Origin of the sequence: Aliiroseovarius zhejiangensis (genome assembly GCF_014656375.1) — a bacterium.
Classification (GTDB): domain Bacteria; phylum Pseudomonadota; class Alphaproteobacteria; order Rhodobacterales; family Rhodobacteraceae; genus Aliiroseovarius; species Aliiroseovarius zhejiangensis.
The window spans coordinates 235,840-255,040 of sequence record NZ_BNCH01000005.1 but is presented as its reverse complement, the minus strand read 5'-3'; the positions used below and the strand labels follow the sequence as shown (position 1 = coordinate 255,040).

Here is a 19,201-nt window from a genome sequence, read left to right as displayed (position 1 = left end):
AACATGACACTCTCCGCCTTTCTTTCCTCGGATGCGCCAGTGATACACGTCCGCCTTTGCGAAGTGCATGGCTCGTCTCCGCGTGACCGGGGTGCGCAGATGTTCGTTAGCGCAGAACGCCTCCATGGGACGATCGGCGGCGGTCAACTGGAATACATGGCAATAGACAAGGCACGCGCCATGTTGCGTGCCGGACGCACAACCGAAGAAATGGATGTGCCTTTGGGGCCTGAAATTGGCCAGTGTTGCGGGGGTCGTGTCGTTGTCACTCTTACCCATATGTCGACGGCTGACCGATGCCGCGCACTCGAGGCCGAGGCACACGATGCCGAGCTGCATCCCCATGTCTACATCTTCGGTGCGGGTCATGTAGGGCGTGCCCTGGCGCGTTTTTTTCAGTTTCTGCCGGTGCGGTGTTTCCTGATCGATGGACGACAACAGGAACTTTCGCTGTGTGACGCAAAGATCGAAACGCGGCTGTCAGCCTTGCCTGAAGCCGACCTGCGCAACGCCCCGGCCCAAAGCGCCTTTATCGTCCTGACCCACGATCACGCGTTGGATTTCCTGCTGACCTCCGAGGCGCTGGACCGAGGTGATGCGGCCTATGTCGGCCTGATCGGATCCGCGACGAAACGAGTGAAATTCTCGCGGTTCCACGCCTCGCATTCGAACGGGTCAGGGATATCCGATCTGACATGCCCGATCGGGTCCACACAAAGCACCGACAAACGCCCCGAAATCATCGCCGCCTTCGTCGTGGCCGAGGTCATGGACCAGCTAACGGGCCCGTCCTTGGCCCTTGAAACATCGAAACATCAAACAAATCCAACTCTGCAAATGCCGTTTGAGGAGGACGAAGCAGAGGAAGCTCAATGGGAGGAAACCCGAAATGTCTGATACAGACTACAGCTACAAACTACTAAACAAGAGCGATCTGAATGCGTTCTGGGCGTTGTTCACCGACAACCTCGTCAATCTCCTTATCCTGTCCGGCGTCTGTCAGTTCGTCTTCCAGATGCCTGCCGACATCGTCTTTGGCCGCATTGTGCCAGGTGCTGCGATTGCAATCTTGGCCGGTGTGGTTGTCTATACCCTGATGGCCAAATGGGTCGCGAACAAACAGGGCAAGGACGTTACGGCGCTGCCTTACGGCATTTCGACCCCGGTCATGTTTGTTTACCTTTTTGGCGTGATCGGTCCGATCTTTTGGGCGACGGGCGATTCACTTCTGGCCTGGCAGGTCGGCATCGGAGCGGGCTTCATGGGCGGTATCGTTGCAGCCTTCGGCGCGATCGTCGGCCCTTTCCTCAAGCGGATCACCCCGCGAGCGGGCATGTTGGGCACGCTGTGCGGGATCGCCCTGGTGTTTATCGGGTCGGTTCCTCTGGCCACCATTTTCGAGCATCCACTGATCGGCTTCACATCGCTTTTGTTCATCCTTTGGGGTCTGATTGGCCGTTTCCGCCTGCCGGGTAACCTGCCTGCCGGCCTTGTAGCGATCGCCGTGGGTACGGTCATTGCGATCTTCCTGGGCGAGTCGTCGTTCAACACGGATGGCATCGGCTTTTACGCGCCCATTCCTTACGTCGGCGATATGTTGGTGGGTATTCAGCACCTCTTTGCCAATCCCGAGCTGTTCCTGGTTCTGATCCCCGTACAGATTTACAACTTCATCGAAACGATGAACAACGTGGAATCTGCCGAAGCCGCCGGCGACAGCTATCCGGTTGCTGCCTGCCAGCTTACCGATGGTGCCGGTACCATGATCGGTGCGATGTTCGGCTCTCCCTTCCCCACAACGGTCTACATCGGCCACCCCGCCTACAAGCGTATGGACGCGCGTGCGGGCTATATCATCGGTGTGGCGCTGGTGATTGCGGCAGCGGCGTTCCTTGGCTTCCTGTCGTTCCTTGCCGGGCTGATCCCGATCGCCGCTGCGGCGCCTGTGCTGGTGTTCGTGGCCGTCAGCCTGATCACCAACACGGGATACGCCGTCAAACCCGCGCATATGGCGGCTGTTTCCTTCGCGATCCTGCCGCATATCTCGAATTTCCTTGTAACCAAGTGGGGCTCGTTGATGAATGCACTGCGCAACACGGGTGTCGAGGGTCTTCCCGGGTTGGGCGATAGTGAACTGACCGCTGCTCTGCTGATGGAAGGTGCGCATTACGAAGGCCACCTTGCCTTGTCACAAGGTGCGATCATCACTGGTCTCGTCTGGGGTGCCATCGCAGCCGATGTCATCGATGGGCGGTTCAAGCAGGCTGGTTGGTTCGCGCTTGCCGCTGCGGTGATGTCCTCGATAGGGATCATTCACAGCTACACGCTGCAAATGCCGCAGCTTGACGCGATCACCATTGGCTACCTGATCATCGGCGCATTCATGCTGATCTATCCGATGGTTGCCCCCAGAGAAGACCTTGAGCATCGCATCATTGTTCCTGACGAACCTGACATGCTGGACGACGACAGCCCGGCACGCGACGTCGCCTGATCGAAAAAACAGACGAGGCGGCCACCGTGCCGCCCGTCCTTTCATGAGCCAAGCGAAAGTAGATCATCATGACGAACACCCTGCTTCGCGGTCGTGTCATCACATTCCATCATGAACCAACCGGGCCGGATGACACAGACGCCTACACCTACATCGAAGACGGCGCCGTGTTGATGCGCGGCGGCATGATCGCCGCCACGGGCACATATGACAAGGTCGCAGCCGATGCCCACGGCGCGACGCTTGTTGACCATCGTCCTCATCTTTTGATGGCCGGGTTCATCGACATGCACATTCACTTCCCACAGGTCCAGATCGTGGCCAGTTGGGGCAGTCAATTGCTTGACTGGTTGAACGGGTACACCTTTCCCGCCGAGGCGGAATACGCAGATGCCCAGCATGCCCGCGCGATGGCGGGCCGCTTTTGTAGCCTTCTGACCGACCACGGCACCACAACGGCTGTGGCGTTCTGCTCCGTTCATGCATCATCTGCCGAAGCCTTGTTCTCGGAAGCCAATGATCGCGGCATGCGGATGATTGCTGGCAAGACCATGATGGACCGCAATGCACCTGAGACCGTGTTGGACACCGCGCAGTCAGGATATGACGAAAGCAAAGCACTTATTGAAAGATGGCACGGTAAGGGGCGCGCCTCGTACGCGATCACGCCCCGTTTTGCGATCACTTCCACGCCCGAGCAACTTGAGATGTCAGGCGCATTGGTCTCCGAGCACCCCGATTGCTACGTTCAAACCCACCTGTCTGAGAACCACGATGAAATTGCTTACACGGCAGAACTGTATCCTCAAGCCCGCGACTATCTTGATGTCTACGAGCGGCACGGGCTGCTTGGCCCACGCACCATGTTGGGCCATGCCATACACCTGAGGGATCGCGAGATCGGCGCGATGGCGGAAACCGGTGCCCATCCGGTGTTCTGCCCCACATCCAACCTGTTTCTTGGCAGTGGCCTGTTTGATGATGCGGGCCTGCGCGCCCGCGGCATCCAGAGCGGTATCGCCACGGATATCGGCGCCGGTACCAGCTACTCCATGCTGCAAGCCCTGAACGAAGGATACAAGATCCTGCAACTCCAGGATCAGAAACTGCATACCTTGCGCGCCTTTCACTGGATCACGCGCGGAAATGCGGAGGTTCTTGGAATGGCCGACAAGATCGGTTCCCTTGACCCCGGAACCGAAGCTGACATCACTGTGATCAATGCGCGTGCGACACCGGCCATGAGATTGCGAATGGATCGCGCTGACAGTCTTTCCGACGAGTTGTTCGTAGTGCAAATGATGGGCGACGACCGCGCAATCGCGCAGACATATGTCGCCGGTGTGCCACAGAAGAATGAGAAGAACTGATTTCGGTGATCCGATTGGGCAACGCGGATGCCGACGTTCACTTCAATGTAGTAGTTTCTGAACTAAAAAGGTCCAAGGCACGCCAATGTGCATCCCTTCACCGACCACGCTGGTCAGCCGATCGCGTTTCGCGGGATAGTCGGCGTAAAGACGTCGTTGGCGACAATCGCGATGAACAAGGCGTTCACGGCCACGGGACCCACCCCACTGGCCGTCGCCCCCTTGTTTTAAAAGTTAAGTAGCGGCGATGAACTCGAGCGTGGCCTGCGCAAGGTCAACGGGCACATCTTCTTGCAGAAAATGGCCAGCGTTTTGCAGAATGCGATGACGTTGCCCTTTGGCGCCTGGAAGGCATTTCTGGAAAATTCTTTCGCCCCCGGCCATGATCTTGTCTTCCGCGCCAAAGACCGTTAGCGCCGGGATCGGCAAGGTGCTGAGGATCTCCCATGCTGCCCTGTTGGGACCCGACGCCGGGTCATCAGGATCGTCTGGTACCAGCAGCGGAAATTGGCGTGCTCCTGCTTGATATCGCGCATCCGGAAACGGTGCATTGTAAGCTGCGACCTCGGCATCTGAGAGCTTCGATACGGTTCCGCCGCGCACGATGCGGCCCGCATTGAAGTCCTCTACGCTCTGGGAATAGTCGCGCCAGCTTTAAAAGGCCGCGCCAAGCGGATGGTCGCCCGTGGGCAATGCGGTGTTGGCGATCACCAGCCGCGCGAAACGGTTGGGCATGTGCGCGACAAGCCGCAGACCGATCAATCCGCCCCAGTCTTGGCAGACCAGCGTGATTTCGCGAAGATCCAATTGGGTGACACAATCGGTCATCCAGTCCAAATGACGCTGATAGGTATAGTCTTCACGCGCTACGGGCTTGTCCGACCGGCCGAAACCGATGAGATCAGGCGCCACCACGCGGTGGCCCGCTTGGGTGAAGGACGGGATCATGTGGCGGTATAGATAACACCAAGTTGGCTCGCCATGCATGACGAGAACTGGATGTGCATTTGGCGGACCTTCATCAAGATAGTGCATCCGCAACCCGGCACCTACATTCAGGTAATTGGGGGCAAAATCAAAATCAGCCAGATTCTGGAACCGGTCGTCTGGGGTTCGCAGATATTCCATAGGGTGTCCTTTGCCTATCCAGCAAGAGGCTGTGAGGCTTTCCAGTAGAAACATCAATGATCGCGGGAAAGCATAGCACAAACTCAGCTCTTAGCCGACCTGTTCCGGGCTTCATGCGAATAAGACGCTGTGGGAAGCAACGTGCAAATTTGGGGGTATCTGGATCGAAAGCGCTACGAGAGAGCCGGCCGTTTCTCTGCCAGTTGATGATAGATACGAACAAATTCTTTCTGCAATCTGTCGGCAAATTCGCGTGCATCAGCCTCGACATAGCCCGCGGTCGGCACAGGCTTGCAAAAACGTATGCGGACTTCGCCCGGTCGCGCACGGACTGTACCGAGTGGCATAGCGTGATGCCCTCCTTGAAAAACCACTGGGATCACAGGCACCTGAGCTCTGATCGCAATGAGATTGGCGCCGATTTTGAAGCGACCAACGCCGTCCTTTCCCGACAGTCGCCCCTCGCCGCCCCAAGCCACTCTCTCGCCCTGTCTTGCTGCTAAGACCATGCGTTCCAGCAATTGATCGGTGGCTTCGCGGTTTCCCCTTGGGACCATCTCGATCGCGGCTTTCCGACAGGCTGCTCGGGCGAAAGGAAAATACGCGTAGAGATCAGCCGCCGCAGCACGGTCGACATATGGCCACATCGAGACACAATAAGCCGCGACATCAACAAAGGACGTCTCATTATAGCAAAGGATGCAGCCTTTCCCCGGTTCGGGAAATTCGCCATCAAGGGACACGCTGGCCTGACAAGTGTCGAGAAATCGACGGAAATGCCGGGCGAACATATCACGCGCGTCTTCGCGGTCTTTTGCCCTGAGCGCGACCTGCGCATTTACGATTGGCGCAGCCGCCAGAAAGCGAAGCGATGCACGTCCGCCGCGCCAAATTTTCCCAATATTCTTCGCAATATGTTCCATCTGCCCGAACGCTGTTGACCTTCTTAGTCTCGGCCAGCTTTCGGTAAGATGCAAATCTGCCGCTTTCTACAATGCAGCATGCGATCGTCGTTGGTCTGCAGCGGGCTCACTGCTGCCGCTGGGGCGGATGCAGCATCTTGTGAAAAAGTGCTCCGGTCAACGTTGGGTTGTCGTCTTGGGGGCATGGCGGATCGGAGGATCAGTCATGGAAAAACCAAACCTGCCCGCCATTCGCGCGCTTCGCCCCGCTTGGAACACGGGCCGTAGACTTCGCCTCCGCCACAGATGAAAATATCGTCCAGCCAAGCTTGTATTCAATGATCGACCATCATCTCATTTCCGCTGGAAACAGGGTTCCCGAAAAAAGCTCGAAAGTAGGAAGAGTTCAATAACCGCAGTGACTGCTCCAGCTCAAAAAACAACCACCTTCAGGCCATCATGGCTGGGATCGAGGTGAACGGGAGCACTTGCACCGTAGACTTCTATCATCGCCTCGTCGTTGCCGGTGCCTTTCGCTGGGGACTGATCATCAAGCCTACCATCGGTGCGATCAGCGCGGCACGGGTCGCAGGTGTAAGATCCCCAATGATCAACCACTTCATCGACACTTGGGAGGCGAAAGCACAGGCGAACCGCGGCTCCGATCACCCATTGCGGGTTCGAGACGAAATACTGCAAAGATCATCCTTTCGTCGAAACCCTGACCGGATAGCTTCTCACCTCACGATCCGAACACCTTGCAAACCCGCATCTCAGACGCGGGCTTACTCGTTTGTTCGATTGCCGTCGAAGACCTTCAAGAAAGCCAGACAAAGCTTGCGCGCATTTCCGGTTCTTCTGACAGCCTCCGACCGTACCCGTTTCGGTCGCGGTTGCTGCTGTTGGTTGAAAACAAACTTCGGCATTGGGTCGGGCTGATTGACACCTGTCAGCAGGCTGGTCAATACGGACCACGGACCGACATATTATACCTTTCCGGTCAACTTTTATGGTTTGATCAGCGGAAACTCGCGTCGGAAGGTCGCAGAGGCCGGGGGTGGCTTGAAGATGCGATGGCGAAGGTCCATATCAATCACATGATGATGCGCGATTTACATAAGAAGGTACTGCACTTCGCAGGAACTCTACTGAACCGCCGGTAGCCCCGGGTGGGGCGGACTGTTGTGTCGCGCTCTGCCTCGGGGAAATCTGATCAACCTGATCACATGACATGTACAGGCACCAACGCCGCAGCGAACGGAGAGATCTGTTCGGTGCTTTCTGCGTGTGGTGTCCAGCTCAACACTCAGACTACCGGAGAACGACATGCATCCCGTTTTGTCACACCGAAACTACTTGAATCAACGCAACCAGCATCTGACCATGGCCTCGGAGGAAACATCCGAACCGTTGTTTTCCCGCTGGCGAAGGGCCGTAATAAGGCAATGGAAACGACGCAAGATGACCGCGGCGCTGCAGGCTTTGGATGATTGGACCCTGGACGACATCGGCCTTCGGCGCAGTGACATCAAGCGCGTCGTCGATGCCTTTGATGATCGCGAGCTTGGGATGCAGCCCCTGGCGTCAAACGACGTTCACACGATTGCCGAACAAGCTGCGATGCAGCGGGCGTGCTGACGCTGCAGACACTGGTGACGGGACCTGTTGATCCCGGTCTCGTCACATTGAACCCGTCCCAACTGCACGCGCAACAGAGGAGCTTCCGCCATGATGGTTTGCAAAGCTGATCTTCAAGAAATGTTCCCCGAACTGTTCGAGGATAAAGATGCCGATCCCGTATGTGAAAAGGATCAGAATCTGATCCCATTCATCCCACCGGTCCCCCCTCAGCTGGTCGCTTGGAACATGTTTGTCGAGGCGCAACAGAAACGGGCTGCCACACGCTGAGCACCTAATATGTTTTGACGCGCCCATCGCGTAAAACCGCAAACGGTCAAGCGGCCCCAAAGTCGCTCGACCGTCTTTCGGTTCTTGGGTCATCAGCGATCTTGGTCACGGCCGGTCTGTGCCAGCCTCTGACATGTCGCGGCTTCAACCCACAGCAGATCTTTACAGCATCCGAATGACATCCTTGTCGATCGACAGCATGTAGCCGCGGCGCGCGATGGTTTTGACCAGAAGTTCGCTGATCATCTGGTTGCCCAGCGCATCACGCAGGCGTTTGATGCGGGTGGCACCGGCGGCTTCGTCGCAATCGGCCGGGTCGCGGCCCGAGATCAGGGCCTCCAGTTCCGACCCGGAAAGCACTTCTTCATCCATCCGCGCCTCGGCCAGGGCCGACAGCGTTTCGATGGCCGCTTCGGTCAGGGCAAATTCCATGTTGTTCAGGTAAACCGTGCGTTCCTCGCGGCTGATCAGAAGCGAGTTGACCTGAATGCCGGCGCGCTCGATCTCGCCCATGCGGCGGTTCAGGCCGATGATCGTCAACAGAAACACCAGGGCCGCGATCAGCAGCGCGGTGGCAAATACCAGAAGCACGAAGATCACCATGCGATAGCTGGTCAGCGTGTCCGCAAAGGCGGTTCCGGATTGGGCAAGGATTTCCAGAAGCTTGATTTCAGCGCCCGAGGTCAGGCCATCATTCTCGATAAAAATCTGTTCGACGCGCGCATTGAAGGCATTGGCGTCGGGCAGGGTCATGAACAGTACGATGGCCGCGACCAGCAGGATCGCGACGATCGCGGCGATCCCTGCCACGACCACCCGGTTCGACACCCGCCGCGCGTCAGAAGCGAAGGAAGAATTCTCCGGCACTTTCTTTCCTTTCCTTCAGGCCCGACTCGTCAAAAATGGACTGGATCTTCAGAAGGTGCCACCCCTGATCCTCCAGCCGTTGCTGCACCTGCCGCGTGGCGGCCTGTCGGTTGTTGCACGCAGCATCCGGCAGTTCAACAACGCCGTAATGCAGCCTGAGCGGGTCATCCTGTTTCGCTTTGTAATCCGCATAACACCCCGCCTGGGACGGCAGGGCATACAGGGAAAGCGCAAGGGCAAAGAGTGTCTGTTTCATCAAGTGCAAACCATGCGGCGCGCCCGTGGGTTAATCAATATCAAAGCGGTTGATAGGCGATAACACTGCGGCGTTATTGCTTGGCCTGGCGGGGGGGCCGCATTCTTGGATCATCTTCCACGCGTCCCCAAGGATGCCTTGCCGAAAGGACACATGATGACACGCCGCCTGACGATCTTGCCTTTGAAATTCGCGCTCAGCGCCACGCTTGCGCTGGCGCTGTCTGTTGCCCCGGTTTCCGCCAATGACTGGGGATCGCGCAACGACCATGACGATACCACCGCAATCCTTGGGTTGCTGCTGGGCCTCGCAACCCTGGGTATTCTGTTGTCGGACGATGACGGAGCGAACAAAGATACGTACAAACGAAAATACCCACCCAGAAAGGTTCACCGAAAACCTGTCCCGCGACACCTGATCCTTCCCTCAGATTGTCTGCGCACCTATCGGATGCAGGACGGAAAGCGGAAATTCTTCAGCAAACGCTGCATGAAGCGGAACTTCTCATACTATTCCAAGCTGCCGCGCAGCTGTCGCGACACGATCGTGGCGCGCAACAAGCAGGGCACCTATGTGACCCGCAAAGTCTATTATCCGCGTTGCTTGCGTAAGCATGGCTATCGCCAGTCGCGGTATTACTGACCCAACATCGAGCAGCGGCGTGGCGTCCCTAACCTGGCACGCCGTGAAACTTGCGGGAGGTTCGCCTCCCGCCTTTTTTTGCTTGCAGGGGCAGGTTGGATCGGCCACGCAGGGGCATGACCAGACACGTTCCGGATTACAGCTTTGAAACTGCCGCGATGGCACGCGGCCTTGCCCGGATTGCCGGTGTGGACGAGGTCGGGCGCGGGCCGTTGGCCGGGCCTGTCACGGCGGCGGCGGTGGTGCTGAACCCGACTTGCATTCCCGACGGTCTGAACGATTCCAAAGCCCTGACCGCCCGGCGGCGCGAGGACCTGTTCGATGCCATCATGTCCTGCGCCGAGGTCTCCATCGCCCACGCGACGGTCGAGGAGATTGACAGATTCAACATTCTGCGCGCCAGCCATCTGGCGATGGAACGTGCGATTGCGGGGCTGCCCATACCGCCCGATCACGTGTTGATCGACGGCAACATGACACCGCGCGGGTTGACCCTGTCGTCCGAGACCATCGTCAAAGGCGATGCGCGCTCGGTGTCGATTTCCGCCGCCTCGATCATCGCCAAAATCACCCGCGACCGGATCATGGTGGATTTGGCGCAACAGTTTCCCGGCTATGGGTGGGAGACGAACGCAGGTTACCCGTCGAAAAGCCACAGATTGGCGCTCCGAAATCTTGGTGTGACCCCACACCATAGACGTTCGTTCAAACCGGTGCACAATATCTTGTATCAACAAGAAAATGTAAGTGACTGATTCAAAAAAGAATTTGACGGCGAATCGCCTTTGACTCATTCTGATCTCATCAAAACGAGCGCACCAATGCGCCACCGATAAGCGCAACAAGCGCCGGGTACATGAGGCAGAAATGAAAACGAAAACCACGACAAAAGCGGCTGTCGAATTGCCGCTGAACACGATTATTGATGGCGACTGCATCGAGGTGATGAACAGTCTGCCGGAAAGCTCGGTCGATCTTATTTTTGCCGACCCGCCCTATAACTTGCAGTTGAAAGGCGAGCTGCATCGCCCCGACAATTCGAAGGTTGATGCGGTCGACGATGACTGGGACCAGTTCGACAGTTTCAAGGCCTATGACCAATTCACCCGCGCTTGGCTGAAAGCCGCACGGCGCATCCTGAAACCGAATGGCGCGATCTGGGTCATCGGCTCGTATCACAACGTCTTTCGCATGGGCGCCGAACTGCAGAACCAGGGCTACTGGATCCTGAACGACGTGGTGTGGCGCAAGTCGAACCCGATGCCAAATTTCCGCGGCAAGCGGTTCACCAACGCGCATGAGACGATGATCTGGGCTTCGAAATCCGAAGGTGCGAAATACACGTTCAACTATGAAGCCCTGAAGGCGCTGAACGAAGGTATCCAGATGCGGTCCGACTGGGTTCTGCCGATCTGCACCGGGCATGAACGCCTGAAAGACGAAAACGGCGACAAGGCTCACCCGACCCAGAAGCCGGAAAGCCTGTTGCACCGTGTTCTGGTCGGGTCGACCAACCCCGGCGATGTGATCCTTGACCCGTTCTTCGGCACCGGCACCACGGGGGCCGTGGCCAAGATGCTGGGGCGCGAATTTATCGGGATCGAACGGGAAGAGGCCTATCGCAAGGTCGCGGAAAAACGCATCGCCAAGGTGCGCAAGTTCGACAAGGAAGCCCTGATCACCACCCCATCCAAGCGGGCCGAGCCGCGCGTGCCCTTCGGCCAGCTGGTCGAACGCGGCATGTTGCGCCCCGGCGAGGTGCTGACAAGCCCGCGCGGCAAGACGGCCAAGGTGCGCGCCGATGGTACCCTTATTTCCGGCGAAGCACGCGGGTCGATCCACCAGGTGGGCGCGGCATTGGAAAGCGCGCCAAGCTGCAATGGCTGGACCTATTGGCATTTCCGCCAGGACGGAAAGAAAGTTCCGATTGACCTTCTGCGCCAACAGATCCGGGCAGAGATGAACTGATTTTCAAGGATTTTGCAGGGCGCAACGACAAGTGCCCGCAACACGGCGTACCGCCTGTGCCTGTGGCCCGCCCGCCACGGCGCAACTTGACTGACCCCGCCCTGCAAAGGGCGGGGCTTTTTTGCGTTGGCCGATGGGTTGCACCCCCTGCCCCATTTCAGGCAGGAACAGACTATGATACCTGTCCTCTATTCCTTCCGACGCTGCCCCTATGCGATCCGCGCACGGCTGGCGATTGCCAGCAGCGGCGTGCAGGTCGAGCTGCGCGAGATCCTGTTGCGCGACAAGCCGACGGCGTTCCTTGACGCCTCGCCCTCGGCAACGGTCCCGTGTCTGGTGACGGCCGAAGGCGTTTTGGACGAAAGCTTCGACATCATGCGTTGGGCCTTGGCGCAGAATGATCCCAAAGGGTTGTGCGACATGCCCAATGAAGGGCGTGATCTGGTCGAGCTGTTTGACGGCCCGTTCAAACGCGCGCTTGATCTGACGAAATATGCCGTGCGCCACCCCGACAGCGACCCCGAAGAAACGCGTGCCGAAGCCATGCAGATTCTGGCCGCGCTTGAGCCGCAACTGGCTGACGGTTGGCTGTATGGCAGACGACCGACACTGGCCGATCTCGCCACCCTGCCCTTCGTGCGCCAGTTCGCGATGATCGACAAACCGCGCTTTGATACCGAAGCAACACCGCGCGTTTCCGCATGGTTAGAGACATTTCTGACCAGCGAGCGTCTGGCCCGTGTCATGCAGAAATATCCGCCATGGCAGGCGGGCGACACGCCCACACACTTCCCTTAACGCAGCCCCGGCGGCGGCAGGGTGCCGGCCTTATAGGCGCTCCAATCGGTGATCTCGGGGTAATGCAGCTTGCGCCACGCCCTGACGCGCGGGTTCATCACGCGTCGCCAGACGGGCGGGATCATCGCCGCCACCGTCATCACCGGATAACCAAAGGGCAGTTGCGGTGCCTCGTCATCGGGAAAGGTCTGCAACAACGGAAACCGCCGCGCGGGTTTGTAATGATGGTCGGAATGGCGTTGAAGGTTGATCAACAGCCAGTTTGACGCGCGGTGGTCTGCGTTCCAGCTGTGACGGGGCATCACGCGTTCATATTTGCCGTCACCCAGATGTTTGCGGGTCAGGCCGTAATGTTCGACATAGTTTGTCAGCTCCAACTGCCAGATCGCAATCAGAGCCTGAAATGCAAACAACGCCAGACCCAGCCAACCGCCGATCAGAACCGCCAGAATGCAGAACGTCAGTTGCAACGCGCCATAGCGCCAGAACGGGTTCGATCCATCCAAGACAGACAGCCCCCGCCGCGCCAGCATCGCCTTTTCGGCGCGCCAGGCCGACACCGGCGATTCCCGAATGACGCGGAAGAAATAGCGGTGAAACCCTTCGTTGTATCGCGCGGTCACGGCGTCGCGCGTTGTGCCGACATAAGGATGGTGAACCAGCAAATGCTCGGTTCGGAAATGGCTGTAAAGCACCATGGCCAGCAGCAGGTCGGCCAGCCAACGTTCCAACCGGTTGGCTTGGTGCATCAACTCATGCGCATAGACGATGCCGACCGCCCCTGACAGGACACCCACACCGAAAAACACTCCGAACTTCTCGGCCAGGGACAGGTGGCTTGCGCCGGTGACATACCAGATCATGCCGAAGATCATCACGACCTGTATGGGGAACCAGATCAGCGTGATCAGACGATACCAAAAAAGATCATTTTCAGGTGTGTCAGGGTCTGCATTATCAGAATATCGCCCGATCGCGGCGTCCAACATAGCATAGAGCCACCAAGTCCCCAGCGGGGGCAAGATCAAATACCACCCGCCCTTCCACGCGGCGATGCATACCAGAACCGGCAGCAGAAGCGAGACCCCAAAGGGTGCTGCATTTCGGAACCGGGCAACGGTCGACGCAGGAACCATGGCGATGTCCTTTCTGTTCCAACCAAAGATATAGCCTTGCGGCCCGTATGGCTCAATCCGGCATGGCGGCTTTCGCAACGTCAAAGGCCTTGCGCATCACTGTTGGCAGGTCGCTGGGCCGGATCTTCTGAAACGTGCCCACCCTTGGCTGCGCACTGTCTGGAACTTCGGCCACGCGAAGCGCCAACCGCAGATGAAAATGCGTAAACGTGTGGCGCACTTCAACACCTGGATCGGCCCAGTCAGCAGGCATTGGGGCCGCCTCGGCGGCAAGGTCGCCCCACTCGGCACCGGGCCAGCCCAACATGCCGCCCAATAGCCCCTTGTCCGGGCGACGTTCGACCAGCCAGCTTCCATCCGGACGCCGCGCAAGATAGGCGATGCCGTATCGCGTGGGCTTGGGGGTTTTCGGCTTGCGCGCGGGCAGCGTGGCCTGCACCCCTGCCCGGCGCGCCCGGCACTGCCCGTTCCACGGACAGATCCCGCAAGCAGGCGACTTGGGTGTGCAGATCGTGGCGCCCAGATCCATCACCGCTTGCGCATAATCGCCGGGCCGCGCGTCGGGTGTCAGGCTGGCGGCGCGGGCCTTCATCTCGGGCTTGGCCTCGGGCAAGGGCGTCTCGATCTGAAACACTCGCGCCATCACTCGTTCGACATTCCCGTCCACCACGGTTTCCGGCAGGTCATAGGCAATCGCGGCAATGGCCGCCGACGTATAGGGGCCGATGCCCGGCAATTCCTCAAGCCCCGCGCGGGTTGTGGGGAACCCGCCCATCTGCGTCACGGCCCGCGCGCATTTCAACAGATTGCGGGCGCGGGCATAATATCCAAGCCCCGCCCATTCACCCATGACGCGATCGTCCTCGGCGGCCGCCAAGGCCTCTACGGTTGGCCAAAGGGTCAGGAATCGGGTGAAATAGTCTCTTACCGCCGCAACAGTCGTCTGTTGCAACATGATCTCAGACAGCCAGACGGCATAGGGGTCGGGCACCACGCCCGCTACGCGATCCGCAGGCGCCACGCGCCACGGAAGATCGCGGGCATGGCGATCATACCAAGCCAACAGATCGGCGGGTTTCGGCGCGTCACACAAGTGTTATCCCCTATCCGTGCTTTGTACTGGCATAGCAGGTTCAACCACCTAGAATAGGGGCAAAACCGGGATGTGCCAGTCGTGAATCAGCCTAAGAACAACCAGCGTCGGCGGAAGGGGTTTGAACGAACCTCGGCCCTTCTGACGAAACGCATTCGCAAGGCGGGCGAATCCCGCGGTTTTGCGGTGTCGCGTGTGTTGACCCATTGGGCCGAGATCGTGGGCGACGCCACCGCCGCCATCGCAAAACCGGTCGAGGTGTCCTATGCCCGTGGTGGTATGGGTGCCACGCTTACGGTGCTGACGACCGGCGCGCAGGCCCCGATGCTTGAGATGCAAAAAGAGAAGCTGCGCGAAAAGGTGAACGCGGTCTATGGATATAACGCCATCGCGCGGGTAAGGATCACCCAGACCGCCCCGACGGGCTTTGCCGAAGGGCAGGCGCAGTTCACTCCGGCACCCAAAAAGGCCCCTGTGCTTGACGAACAAACCTGTGCGCGTGCCGCCGAAGTGACATCCGATGTCAGCGACACGAATCTGCGTGCGGCCCTTGAAACACTGGCACGAAACGTGCTGACGAAACAAAAACACGAAAGAGGCTGAGACCTGTCATGACCCGATTTCTTCCCCTTCTGCTTGCGGCCCTTCTGCTGATTGGCGGCGGCGTTTACTATATGAGCCAGAACAACGGCTCGGTTCCCGGTGTTTCGATTGCCGGGGCGCAAGACGCCGATGTCGAACCGGCCCCGGACATGGTCATGGGCGACGAAAACGCTCCGGTGACGGTGATCGAATACGCCTCTTTCACCTGCCCGCATTGTGCCAATTTTCACGACACGGTCTTCAAGGAGTTGAAGAAGAACTATATCGACACCGGCAAGATCAAATTCGTGCACCGCGAGGTGTATTTTGATCGCTTCGGTCTTTGGGCGGGCATGATCGCCCGCTGTGGGGGCGAGGATCGGTATTTCGGCCTGACCAACCTGATCTATGCCGGTCAGGAAGAATGGATCGGTGACGGCGATCCCGGCAACATTCTGGCCAACCTGCGCAAGCTTGGCCGCACTGCCGGCATGAATGACGAACAGATGGACGCCTGTCTGCAAGACGAGGCGATGGCCCAAAGCATGGTGGCCGCTTATCAGAAAAACGCCACGGCGGACGAGATCAACGCCACCCCATCTTTCGTGATCGACGGCGAAACCTATTCCAACATGTCCTATGAGGAATTTGCCAAGCTGATTGACGAGAAACTGGGAAGCTGAGCGCATGGGCGCGGTTGAAAGAGCCTAACCCAGCCCGATCCGCCGCAGCTCCGCGTCTATCAAAGTCCAGTCCGACAGCTCTAATCGCACCGGAATGGTCAGCACCTGCCGCTTGAACGCGGGCGGCAGGCGCACGGCGTCTTTCTCGGTCGTGACAAGCTGGGCACCCAGGGCAGCGGCCTCGATCTGCAACCGTTTCATCAGCGCATCAGTCAGGGGTTGATGGTCTGCCAGCGCCTCGGCCCGAACGAGGTCGGCGCCCAGCGCCTTGACAGTTGCAAAAAACTTCTCGGGCAAACCGATCCCCGCGAAGGCCAGAACCTTCATCCCGGCCCAGTCCATCCCGGTCGGAAGCGGCACAAGCTGGCCCGTGGCATGGGGGCAGTGGATGGTGTCGCGCCACGCCTGTGAAAACCGAGCCTGCGCCCCATCGGGACCAATCGACAACAGCAGATCGGCCCGACGCAAACCCGCGGAAACAGGCTCGCGCAGCGGCCCCGCGGGAATGCAGCGCGCATTGCCGAAGCCTTTCACCGCATCGACGACCACGATGGACAGGCTTTTTTGAACCGCAAGGTTCTGAAACCCGTCATCCATCAGGATCACATCCGCCCCGGCAGCTTCAGCGGCTTTCACACCCGCCGCCCGATCGCGCGCGACCCAAACCTTGGCAAAGGCGGCCATCAGCAAGGGCTCGTCACCCACATCCGCGGCGCTGTGGTTTCGTTCGTTTACCAGAATCGGGCCTTCAACCGTGCCTTTATGTCCTCGGGACACGATATGGGCGTCGTAACCCCGTGCCAGCAGCCGTTGGGCCAATGCGATTGTGGTGGGTGTTTTGCCTGTTCCGCCTGCATTGATATTGCCGATGCAAATCACGGGGGCTTGGGCAAGATACCCGTCACCCGCCGCCACGCGCCGGGCCGTGCCAGCAGCATAGGCCCAGCCCAGCGGCGCCAGAAGGCGCGCCCGCCAATCGGGTTGCGATGGGGGAGTGAACCAGAAGCGGGGTGTTTTCATCGCGCCCCCCTAGCCTTGTCGCAGGTCCAGCGCATCCGCCAACTTGTCGCGCAGCAGGTCAGTGATTTCGGCGCCGCTGGTGGTCACGTCCCAGGCGGCCATCGCCATTTTTGCGGCTTCTTCCGGTGACAGCAGATGTTCCACCGCTTTGGTCAGGCTGGTCTGATTGTCAATTCTGGTCGCCGCACCGGCGCGTTCAAGGCGCCGATAGGATTCGAAGAACCCATTCACCTTGGGGCCAAACAGCACGACCGAGCCCAGCGCCGCCGGTTGCAGCGGATTCAGCTCGGTTCCGACGCCCATGCTGCCACCGGCATAAGTGATCGGGGCAAGATGCATCCACAGGCCGGATTCACCCTCTTGGTCGGCGATGAAAATCTGGATATCCGAAGTCGGATCCTCATCTCGGGATCGGCAGGCCACGCCCCAGCCGTCAGCCTCCAGCGTATCGGCCAGAGCGGCACCACGATCAGGCTCGCGCGGCTCGATGATCAGCAGCAGGCGGTGAGATTTGCGCACCAGTTGTTTGTGGGCATCCACCAGCGCCTGCTCCTCAACCTCGCAGACACCTGACGCAAGCCAGACAGGCCGCGCTGCCAGAGAGGCCGCAATTTGATCCCGCTCGGCCATGTTGCAACCGGGCGGCACGACCTGTACCTGCAAAGGGCCCGAGGTCACGACCCGGTCAGCCAGCGCCCCGAAGCGGCGCAATTGACGGGCCGCGCTGTCACTTTCCGCAAGAATAGTGTCGAATCCGTTGATCAGAGACTTTATGGATCCGGGCAGCCAGCGCCATTGGCTTTGCACCTCTTTCGGAACATGGGCGTTGACCCAATGGGCGGGAATCCTGCGGTCGAATACCGCTTGCAACAGCGTTACATCCAGCTTGTCATCCATCCACAGAAGCATATCCGGGCGCCAGTGATCCAGAAACACCGTCACAGGCGCGGTGGCCGAATAGGGCGCATATTGATGGATGAAGCTCTGCCCCTCGGGCGGGGCGCCATCATGGTGGGTTGTCGTGATCAAAACCGACAGATCCTCATGGTCCGCCTGGAACTGCTGCACCAGACCCAGCACTTTCTCCAACCCATCCGCGTTCTTCAGGTGGATCCAGACCAGCGCCCCGTCCGGGCGGGCCGCCAATCCGCGCCCCAACCGCTCGCCGCCGCGCGTGGGGTGTTCGCTGCCGTCTTCGACACCACGCCGCAAACGGCGTTCGAGCCCCGCCGAGCCTTGCATGTTTTGCAGGCCCCGGAACAGAGAGATCCCGATGGGTGGCATTCTTACTGCACTTCCTCATTCCGCGATGCGTTGTCCGCTCGCCTTTTTATGCCGTCAGAGTATGGTAATATCGCAGATGTGGAAAGGGTCAGTCGCACCACCGTTGTTCTGCAAGCATCTTTGTTGCGGCCACGATACGTTGAAAGCTGTCGCGCGCAGACCGGGCGCGGTGGCGCGCCCGCAGATAGCCGTGGACCAGCCCGGCCTCGTTCACCCGTCGCGCCTTGCCCCCCGCCGCACGGATCGCATCGCGATAGATGCGCCCATCATCGGCCAGGGGATCGCATTCGGCAGTGAAGATCACCGTTGGCGGAAGGCGGGTGAAATCCGTATCTGCAAGTGGCGCGGCGGTTACATCATCCGTTGGCGCGGTGCCGCCAAAGCGCATGGTTTCGTAAAAGTTGACGTCCGCCAACGTCAGCATCGGCGCGTGTGCGTGATCGCGATACGACCCTTGCGTCTTGTCCCCGCCCAGCCCCGGATAGATCAAAACCTGGCCCGCCAGATCAAGCGTGTCGCGTTCGTGATGCGCAACCGCGGCGGCCAGGTTTCCCCCCGCACTGTCACCTGCCAAAACATGCGTTCCGGGCCAAGTTAGGGTCACATATCGAGTGGCAGTCAGCGCATCCTCAAACGCCGCCGGGTGCGGATGTTCAGGACAAAGGCGATAATCAACGCTGACCACCCGAACCTGCGCCTGCGCGCAAATCTCGGCGCATATGTCGTCATGACTGTCCAGCCCGCCCACGACGAACCCGCCCCCATGAAAGTAAACCACGGTCGCGCCCGGTGCCGTGGGTTCATACACACGGATGGGAACACCATCGGCAGACCCATCCTTCACCTGAACCCCTTCGGGATACCCCGCAAAGAAGGCGCGGCACATCCGATCATAGATCGCGCGCTGCGTCGCACTGTCGGCTTGGGCAGTTTCCGCGGGATAGTGGCTTTCGGTTTCGCGAATAAAAGCCCAGATTTCGGCGTCTATCAGGTTGTGATAATCCATACCTCCAACGCTATGCGCCCGCAGACGGGCTGGCAACTGAAGCGTTGCATCGCGCGTTCTCACG

At 59.2% G+C, this 19,201-nt stretch carries 22 protein-coding genes; 11 read left to right on the top strand and 11 right to left on the bottom strand.

All coding sequences use genetic code 11. The features are described 5' to 3' along the window. Nucleotides 1-3 precede the first annotated feature (3 nt). The 3 genes from xdhC (at nucleotide 4) to guaD (ending at nucleotide 3,864) form a co-directional block, all read left to right on the top strand. Complete coding sequence (gene xdhC / locus IE188_RS12845; RefSeq protein WP_191286906.1) at nucleotides 4-897, top strand: xanthine dehydrogenase accessory protein XdhC; 894 nt, start codon at nucleotides 4-6, stop codon at nucleotides 895-897. Next, complete coding sequence (locus tag IE188_RS12840) at nucleotides 890-2,494, top strand: xanthine/uracil/vitamin C permease (RefSeq protein WP_191286905.1); 1,605 nt, start codon at nucleotides 890-892, stop codon at nucleotides 2,492-2,494. Before xdhC ends, IE188_RS12840 begins: the two co-directional genes overlap by 8 nt. A gap of 68 nt (nucleotides 2,495-2,562) precedes the next feature. After that, entirely contained in the window at nucleotides 2,563-3,864 is a 1,302-nt protein-coding gene (gene guaD / locus IE188_RS12835) for a guanine deaminase (protein ID WP_191286904.1), read from the top strand. A gap of 234 nt (nucleotides 3,865-4,098) precedes the next feature. Here guaD and IE188_RS16785 read toward each other — a convergent pair whose 3' ends face one another. The 4 genes from IE188_RS16785 to IE188_RS12820 all read right to left on the bottom strand — a co-directional run bounded on the left by IE188_RS16785 (nucleotide 4,099) and on the right by IE188_RS12820 (nucleotide 6,593). Continuing rightward, the gene (locus tag IE188_RS16785; protein WP_229836795.1) at nucleotides 4,099-4,467 is read right to left on the bottom strand and encodes an alpha/beta hydrolase family protein; all 369 of its coding nucleotides are present in this window, start codon (nucleotides 4,465-4,467) and stop codon (nucleotides 4,099-4,101) included. A gap of 51 nt (nucleotides 4,468-4,518) precedes the next feature. Then, nucleotides 4,519-4,992, bottom strand: coding sequence for a haloalkane dehalogenase (locus tag IE188_RS16780; protein WP_229836793.1), 474 nt, complete (start codon nucleotides 4,990-4,992; stop codon nucleotides 4,519-4,521). 173 nt (nucleotides 4,993-5,165) lie between these two features. Then, entirely contained in the window at nucleotides 5,166-5,915 is a 750-nt protein-coding gene (locus tag IE188_RS12825) for a lysophospholipid acyltransferase family protein (protein ID WP_191286903.1), read from the bottom strand. Nucleotides 5,916-6,326: 411 nt separating this feature from the next. Then, nucleotides 6,327-6,593, bottom strand: coding sequence for a hypothetical protein (locus tag IE188_RS12820; RefSeq protein ID WP_191286902.1), 267 nt, complete (start codon nucleotides 6,591-6,593; stop codon nucleotides 6,327-6,329). 627 nt (nucleotides 6,594-7,220) lie between these two features. Here IE188_RS12820 and IE188_RS12815 point away from each other — a divergent pair. Next, complete coding sequence (locus tag IE188_RS12815; RefSeq protein WP_308442454.1) at nucleotides 7,221-7,532, top strand: DUF1127 domain-containing protein; 312 nt, start codon at nucleotides 7,221-7,223, stop codon at nucleotides 7,530-7,532. Nucleotides 7,533-7,622: 90 nt separating this feature from the next. Beyond that, the gene (locus tag IE188_RS12810; RefSeq protein WP_191286900.1) at nucleotides 7,623-7,802 is read left to right on the top strand and encodes a hypothetical protein; all 180 of its coding nucleotides are present in this window, start codon (nucleotides 7,623-7,625) and stop codon (nucleotides 7,800-7,802) included. A 162-nt stretch (nucleotides 7,803-7,964) separates the two neighbouring features. Here the strand turns inward: IE188_RS12810 and IE188_RS12805 are convergent, their stop codons facing one another. Both IE188_RS12805 and IE188_RS12800 read right to left on the bottom strand, forming a co-directional pair. After that, on the bottom strand, nucleotides 7,965-8,669 hold the full coding sequence (locus IE188_RS12805) for a winged helix-turn-helix domain-containing protein (RefSeq protein ID WP_191286899.1): 705 nt from the start codon (nucleotides 8,667-8,669) through the stop codon (nucleotides 7,965-7,967). Continuing rightward, complete coding sequence (locus tag IE188_RS12800; protein ID WP_191286898.1) at nucleotides 8,641-8,925, bottom strand: hypothetical protein; 285 nt, start codon at nucleotides 8,923-8,925, stop codon at nucleotides 8,641-8,643. The genes IE188_RS12805 and IE188_RS12800 overlap by 29 nt, the downstream gene beginning before the upstream one ends. A gap of 156 nt (nucleotides 8,926-9,081) precedes the next feature. Between IE188_RS12800 and IE188_RS12795 the strand changes: the two genes are divergently transcribed. The 4 genes from IE188_RS12795 (at nucleotide 9,082) to IE188_RS12780 (ending at nucleotide 12,333) form a co-directional block, all read left to right on the top strand. Then, nucleotides 9,082-9,567, top strand: a complete 486-nt coding sequence (locus IE188_RS12795) for a hypothetical protein (RefSeq protein WP_191286897.1) — start codon at nucleotides 9,082-9,084, stop codon at nucleotides 9,565-9,567. A gap of 116 nt (nucleotides 9,568-9,683) precedes the next feature. Next, nucleotides 9,684-10,322 carry a ribonuclease HII gene (locus IE188_RS12790; RefSeq protein ID WP_191286896.1) on the top strand — a complete coding sequence of 213 codons (639 nt, stop codon included), beginning with the start codon at nucleotides 9,684-9,686 and terminating at the stop codon, nucleotides 10,320-10,322. A 112-nt stretch (nucleotides 10,323-10,434) separates the two neighbouring features. Next, a complete protein-coding gene (locus tag IE188_RS12785; protein ID WP_191286895.1) occupies nucleotides 10,435-11,535 on the top strand; it encodes a site-specific DNA-methyltransferase in 1,101 nt (366 codons plus the stop codon). Between the two features lie 174 nt (nucleotides 11,536-11,709). Then, on the top strand, nucleotides 11,710-12,333 hold the full coding sequence (locus tag IE188_RS12780; RefSeq protein ID WP_191286894.1) for a glutathione S-transferase: 624 nt from the start codon (nucleotides 11,710-11,712) through the stop codon (nucleotides 12,331-12,333). Here IE188_RS12780 and IE188_RS12775 read toward each other — a convergent pair. After that, on the bottom strand, nucleotides 12,330-13,469 hold the full coding sequence (locus IE188_RS12775) for an alkane 1-monooxygenase (RefSeq protein ID WP_191286893.1): 1,140 nt from the start codon (nucleotides 13,467-13,469) through the stop codon (nucleotides 12,330-12,332). The genes IE188_RS12780 and IE188_RS12775 overlap by 4 nt on opposite strands. Before the next feature lie 52 nt (nucleotides 13,470-13,521). After that, the gene (gene mutY / locus IE188_RS12770; protein ID WP_191286892.1) at nucleotides 13,522-14,562 is read right to left on the bottom strand and encodes an A/G-specific adenine glycosylase; all 1,041 of its coding nucleotides are present in this window, start codon (nucleotides 14,560-14,562) and stop codon (nucleotides 13,522-13,524) included. Between the two features lie 81 nt (nucleotides 14,563-14,643). Between mutY and IE188_RS12765 the strand changes: the two genes are divergently transcribed. Together IE188_RS12765 and IE188_RS12760 are read left to right on the top strand one after the other, a co-directional pair. Beyond that, complete coding sequence (locus tag IE188_RS12765; protein WP_191286891.1) at nucleotides 14,644-15,165, top strand: DUF721 domain-containing protein; 522 nt, start codon at nucleotides 14,644-14,646, stop codon at nucleotides 15,163-15,165. Nucleotides 15,166-15,173: 8 nt separating this feature from the next. Next, nucleotides 15,174-15,827, top strand: a complete 654-nt coding sequence (locus tag IE188_RS12760; RefSeq protein ID WP_191286890.1) for a DsbA family protein — start codon at nucleotides 15,174-15,176, stop codon at nucleotides 15,825-15,827. A 24-nt stretch (nucleotides 15,828-15,851) separates the two neighbouring features. Here the strand turns inward: IE188_RS12760 and lpxK are convergent, their stop codons facing one another. From lpxK to IE188_RS12745, 3 genes are all read right to left on the bottom strand, one after another. Then, nucleotides 15,852-16,847 (bottom strand): tetraacyldisaccharide 4'-kinase, encoded by a 996-nt coding sequence (lpxK, locus tag IE188_RS12755; protein ID WP_191286889.1) that lies wholly within the window; start codon nucleotides 16,845-16,847, stop codon nucleotides 15,852-15,854. Between the two features lie 9 nt (nucleotides 16,848-16,856). Continuing rightward, nucleotides 16,857-18,131, bottom strand: coding sequence for a 3-deoxy-D-manno-octulosonic acid transferase (locus IE188_RS12750; RefSeq protein WP_191286888.1), 1,275 nt, complete (start codon nucleotides 18,129-18,131; stop codon nucleotides 16,857-16,859). An 88-nt stretch (nucleotides 18,132-18,219) separates the two neighbouring features. After that, nucleotides 18,220-19,137: an alpha/beta hydrolase gene (locus IE188_RS12745; RefSeq protein WP_191286887.1), complete on the bottom strand. Its 918-nt coding sequence runs from the start codon at nucleotides 19,135-19,137 to the stop codon at nucleotides 18,220-18,222. Between the last annotated feature and the right edge of the window lie 64 nt (nucleotides 19,138-19,201).

Bases quoted from the DNA above. Each gene is read 5' to 3' on its own strand.
- IE188_RS12815 (WP_308442454.1), top strand. From the start codon at position 7,221: ATGCATCCCGTTTTGTCACACCGAAACTACTTGAATCAACGCAACCAG.
- IE188_RS12790 (WP_191286896.1), top strand. From the start codon at position 9,684: ATGACCAGACACGTTCCGGATTACAGCTTTGAAACTGCCGCGATGGCA.
- IE188_RS12785 (WP_191286895.1), top strand. From the start codon at position 10,435: ATGAAAACGAAAACCACGACAAAAGCGGCTGTCGAATTGCCGCTGAAC.
- IE188_RS12745 (WP_191286887.1), bottom strand. From the start codon at position 19,137: ATGGATTATCACAACCTGATAGACGCCGAAATCTGGGCTTTTATTCGC.
- IE188_RS12795 (WP_191286897.1), top strand. From the start codon at position 9,082: ATGACACGCCGCCTGACGATCTTGCCTTTGAAATTCGCGCTCAGCGCC.
- IE188_RS12750 (WP_191286888.1), bottom strand. From the start codon at position 18,131: ATGCCACCCATCGGGATCTCTCTGTTCCGGGGCCTGCAAAACATGCAA.
- IE188_RS12775 (WP_191286893.1), bottom strand. From the start codon at position 13,469: ATGGTTCCTGCGTCGACCGTTGCCCGGTTCCGAAATGCAGCACCCTTT.
- IE188_RS12780 (WP_191286894.1), top strand. From the start codon at position 11,710: ATGATACCTGTCCTCTATTCCTTCCGACGCTGCCCCTATGCGATCCGC.
- IE188_RS12810 (WP_191286900.1), top strand. From the start codon at position 7,623: ATGATGGTTTGCAAAGCTGATCTTCAAGAAATGTTCCCCGAACTGTTC.
- IE188_RS12800 (WP_191286898.1), bottom strand. From the start codon at position 8,925: ATGAAACAGACACTCTTTGCCCTTGCGCTTTCCCTGTATGCCCTGCCG.
- IE188_RS12825 (WP_191286903.1), bottom strand. From the start codon at position 5,915: ATGGAACATATTGCGAAGAATATTGGGAAAATTTGGCGCGGCGGACGT.
- lpxK (WP_191286889.1), bottom strand. From the start codon at position 16,847: ATGAAAACACCCCGCTTCTGGTTCACTCCCCCATCGCAACCCGATTGG.
- IE188_RS16780 (WP_229836793.1), bottom strand. From the start codon at position 4,992: ATGGAATATCTGCGAACCCCAGACGACCGGTTCCAGAATCTGGCTGAT.
- IE188_RS12840 (WP_191286905.1), top strand. From the start codon at position 890: ATGTCTGATACAGACTACAGCTACAAACTACTAAACAAGAGCGATCTG.
- guaD (WP_191286904.1), top strand. From the start codon at position 2,563: ATGACGAACACCCTGCTTCGCGGTCGTGTCATCACATTCCATCATGAA.
- IE188_RS12760 (WP_191286890.1), top strand. From the start codon at position 15,174: ATGACCCGATTTCTTCCCCTTCTGCTTGCGGCCCTTCTGCTGATTGGC.
- xdhC (WP_191286906.1), top strand. From the start codon at position 4: ATGACACTCTCCGCCTTTCTTTCCTCGGATGCGCCAGTGATACACGTC.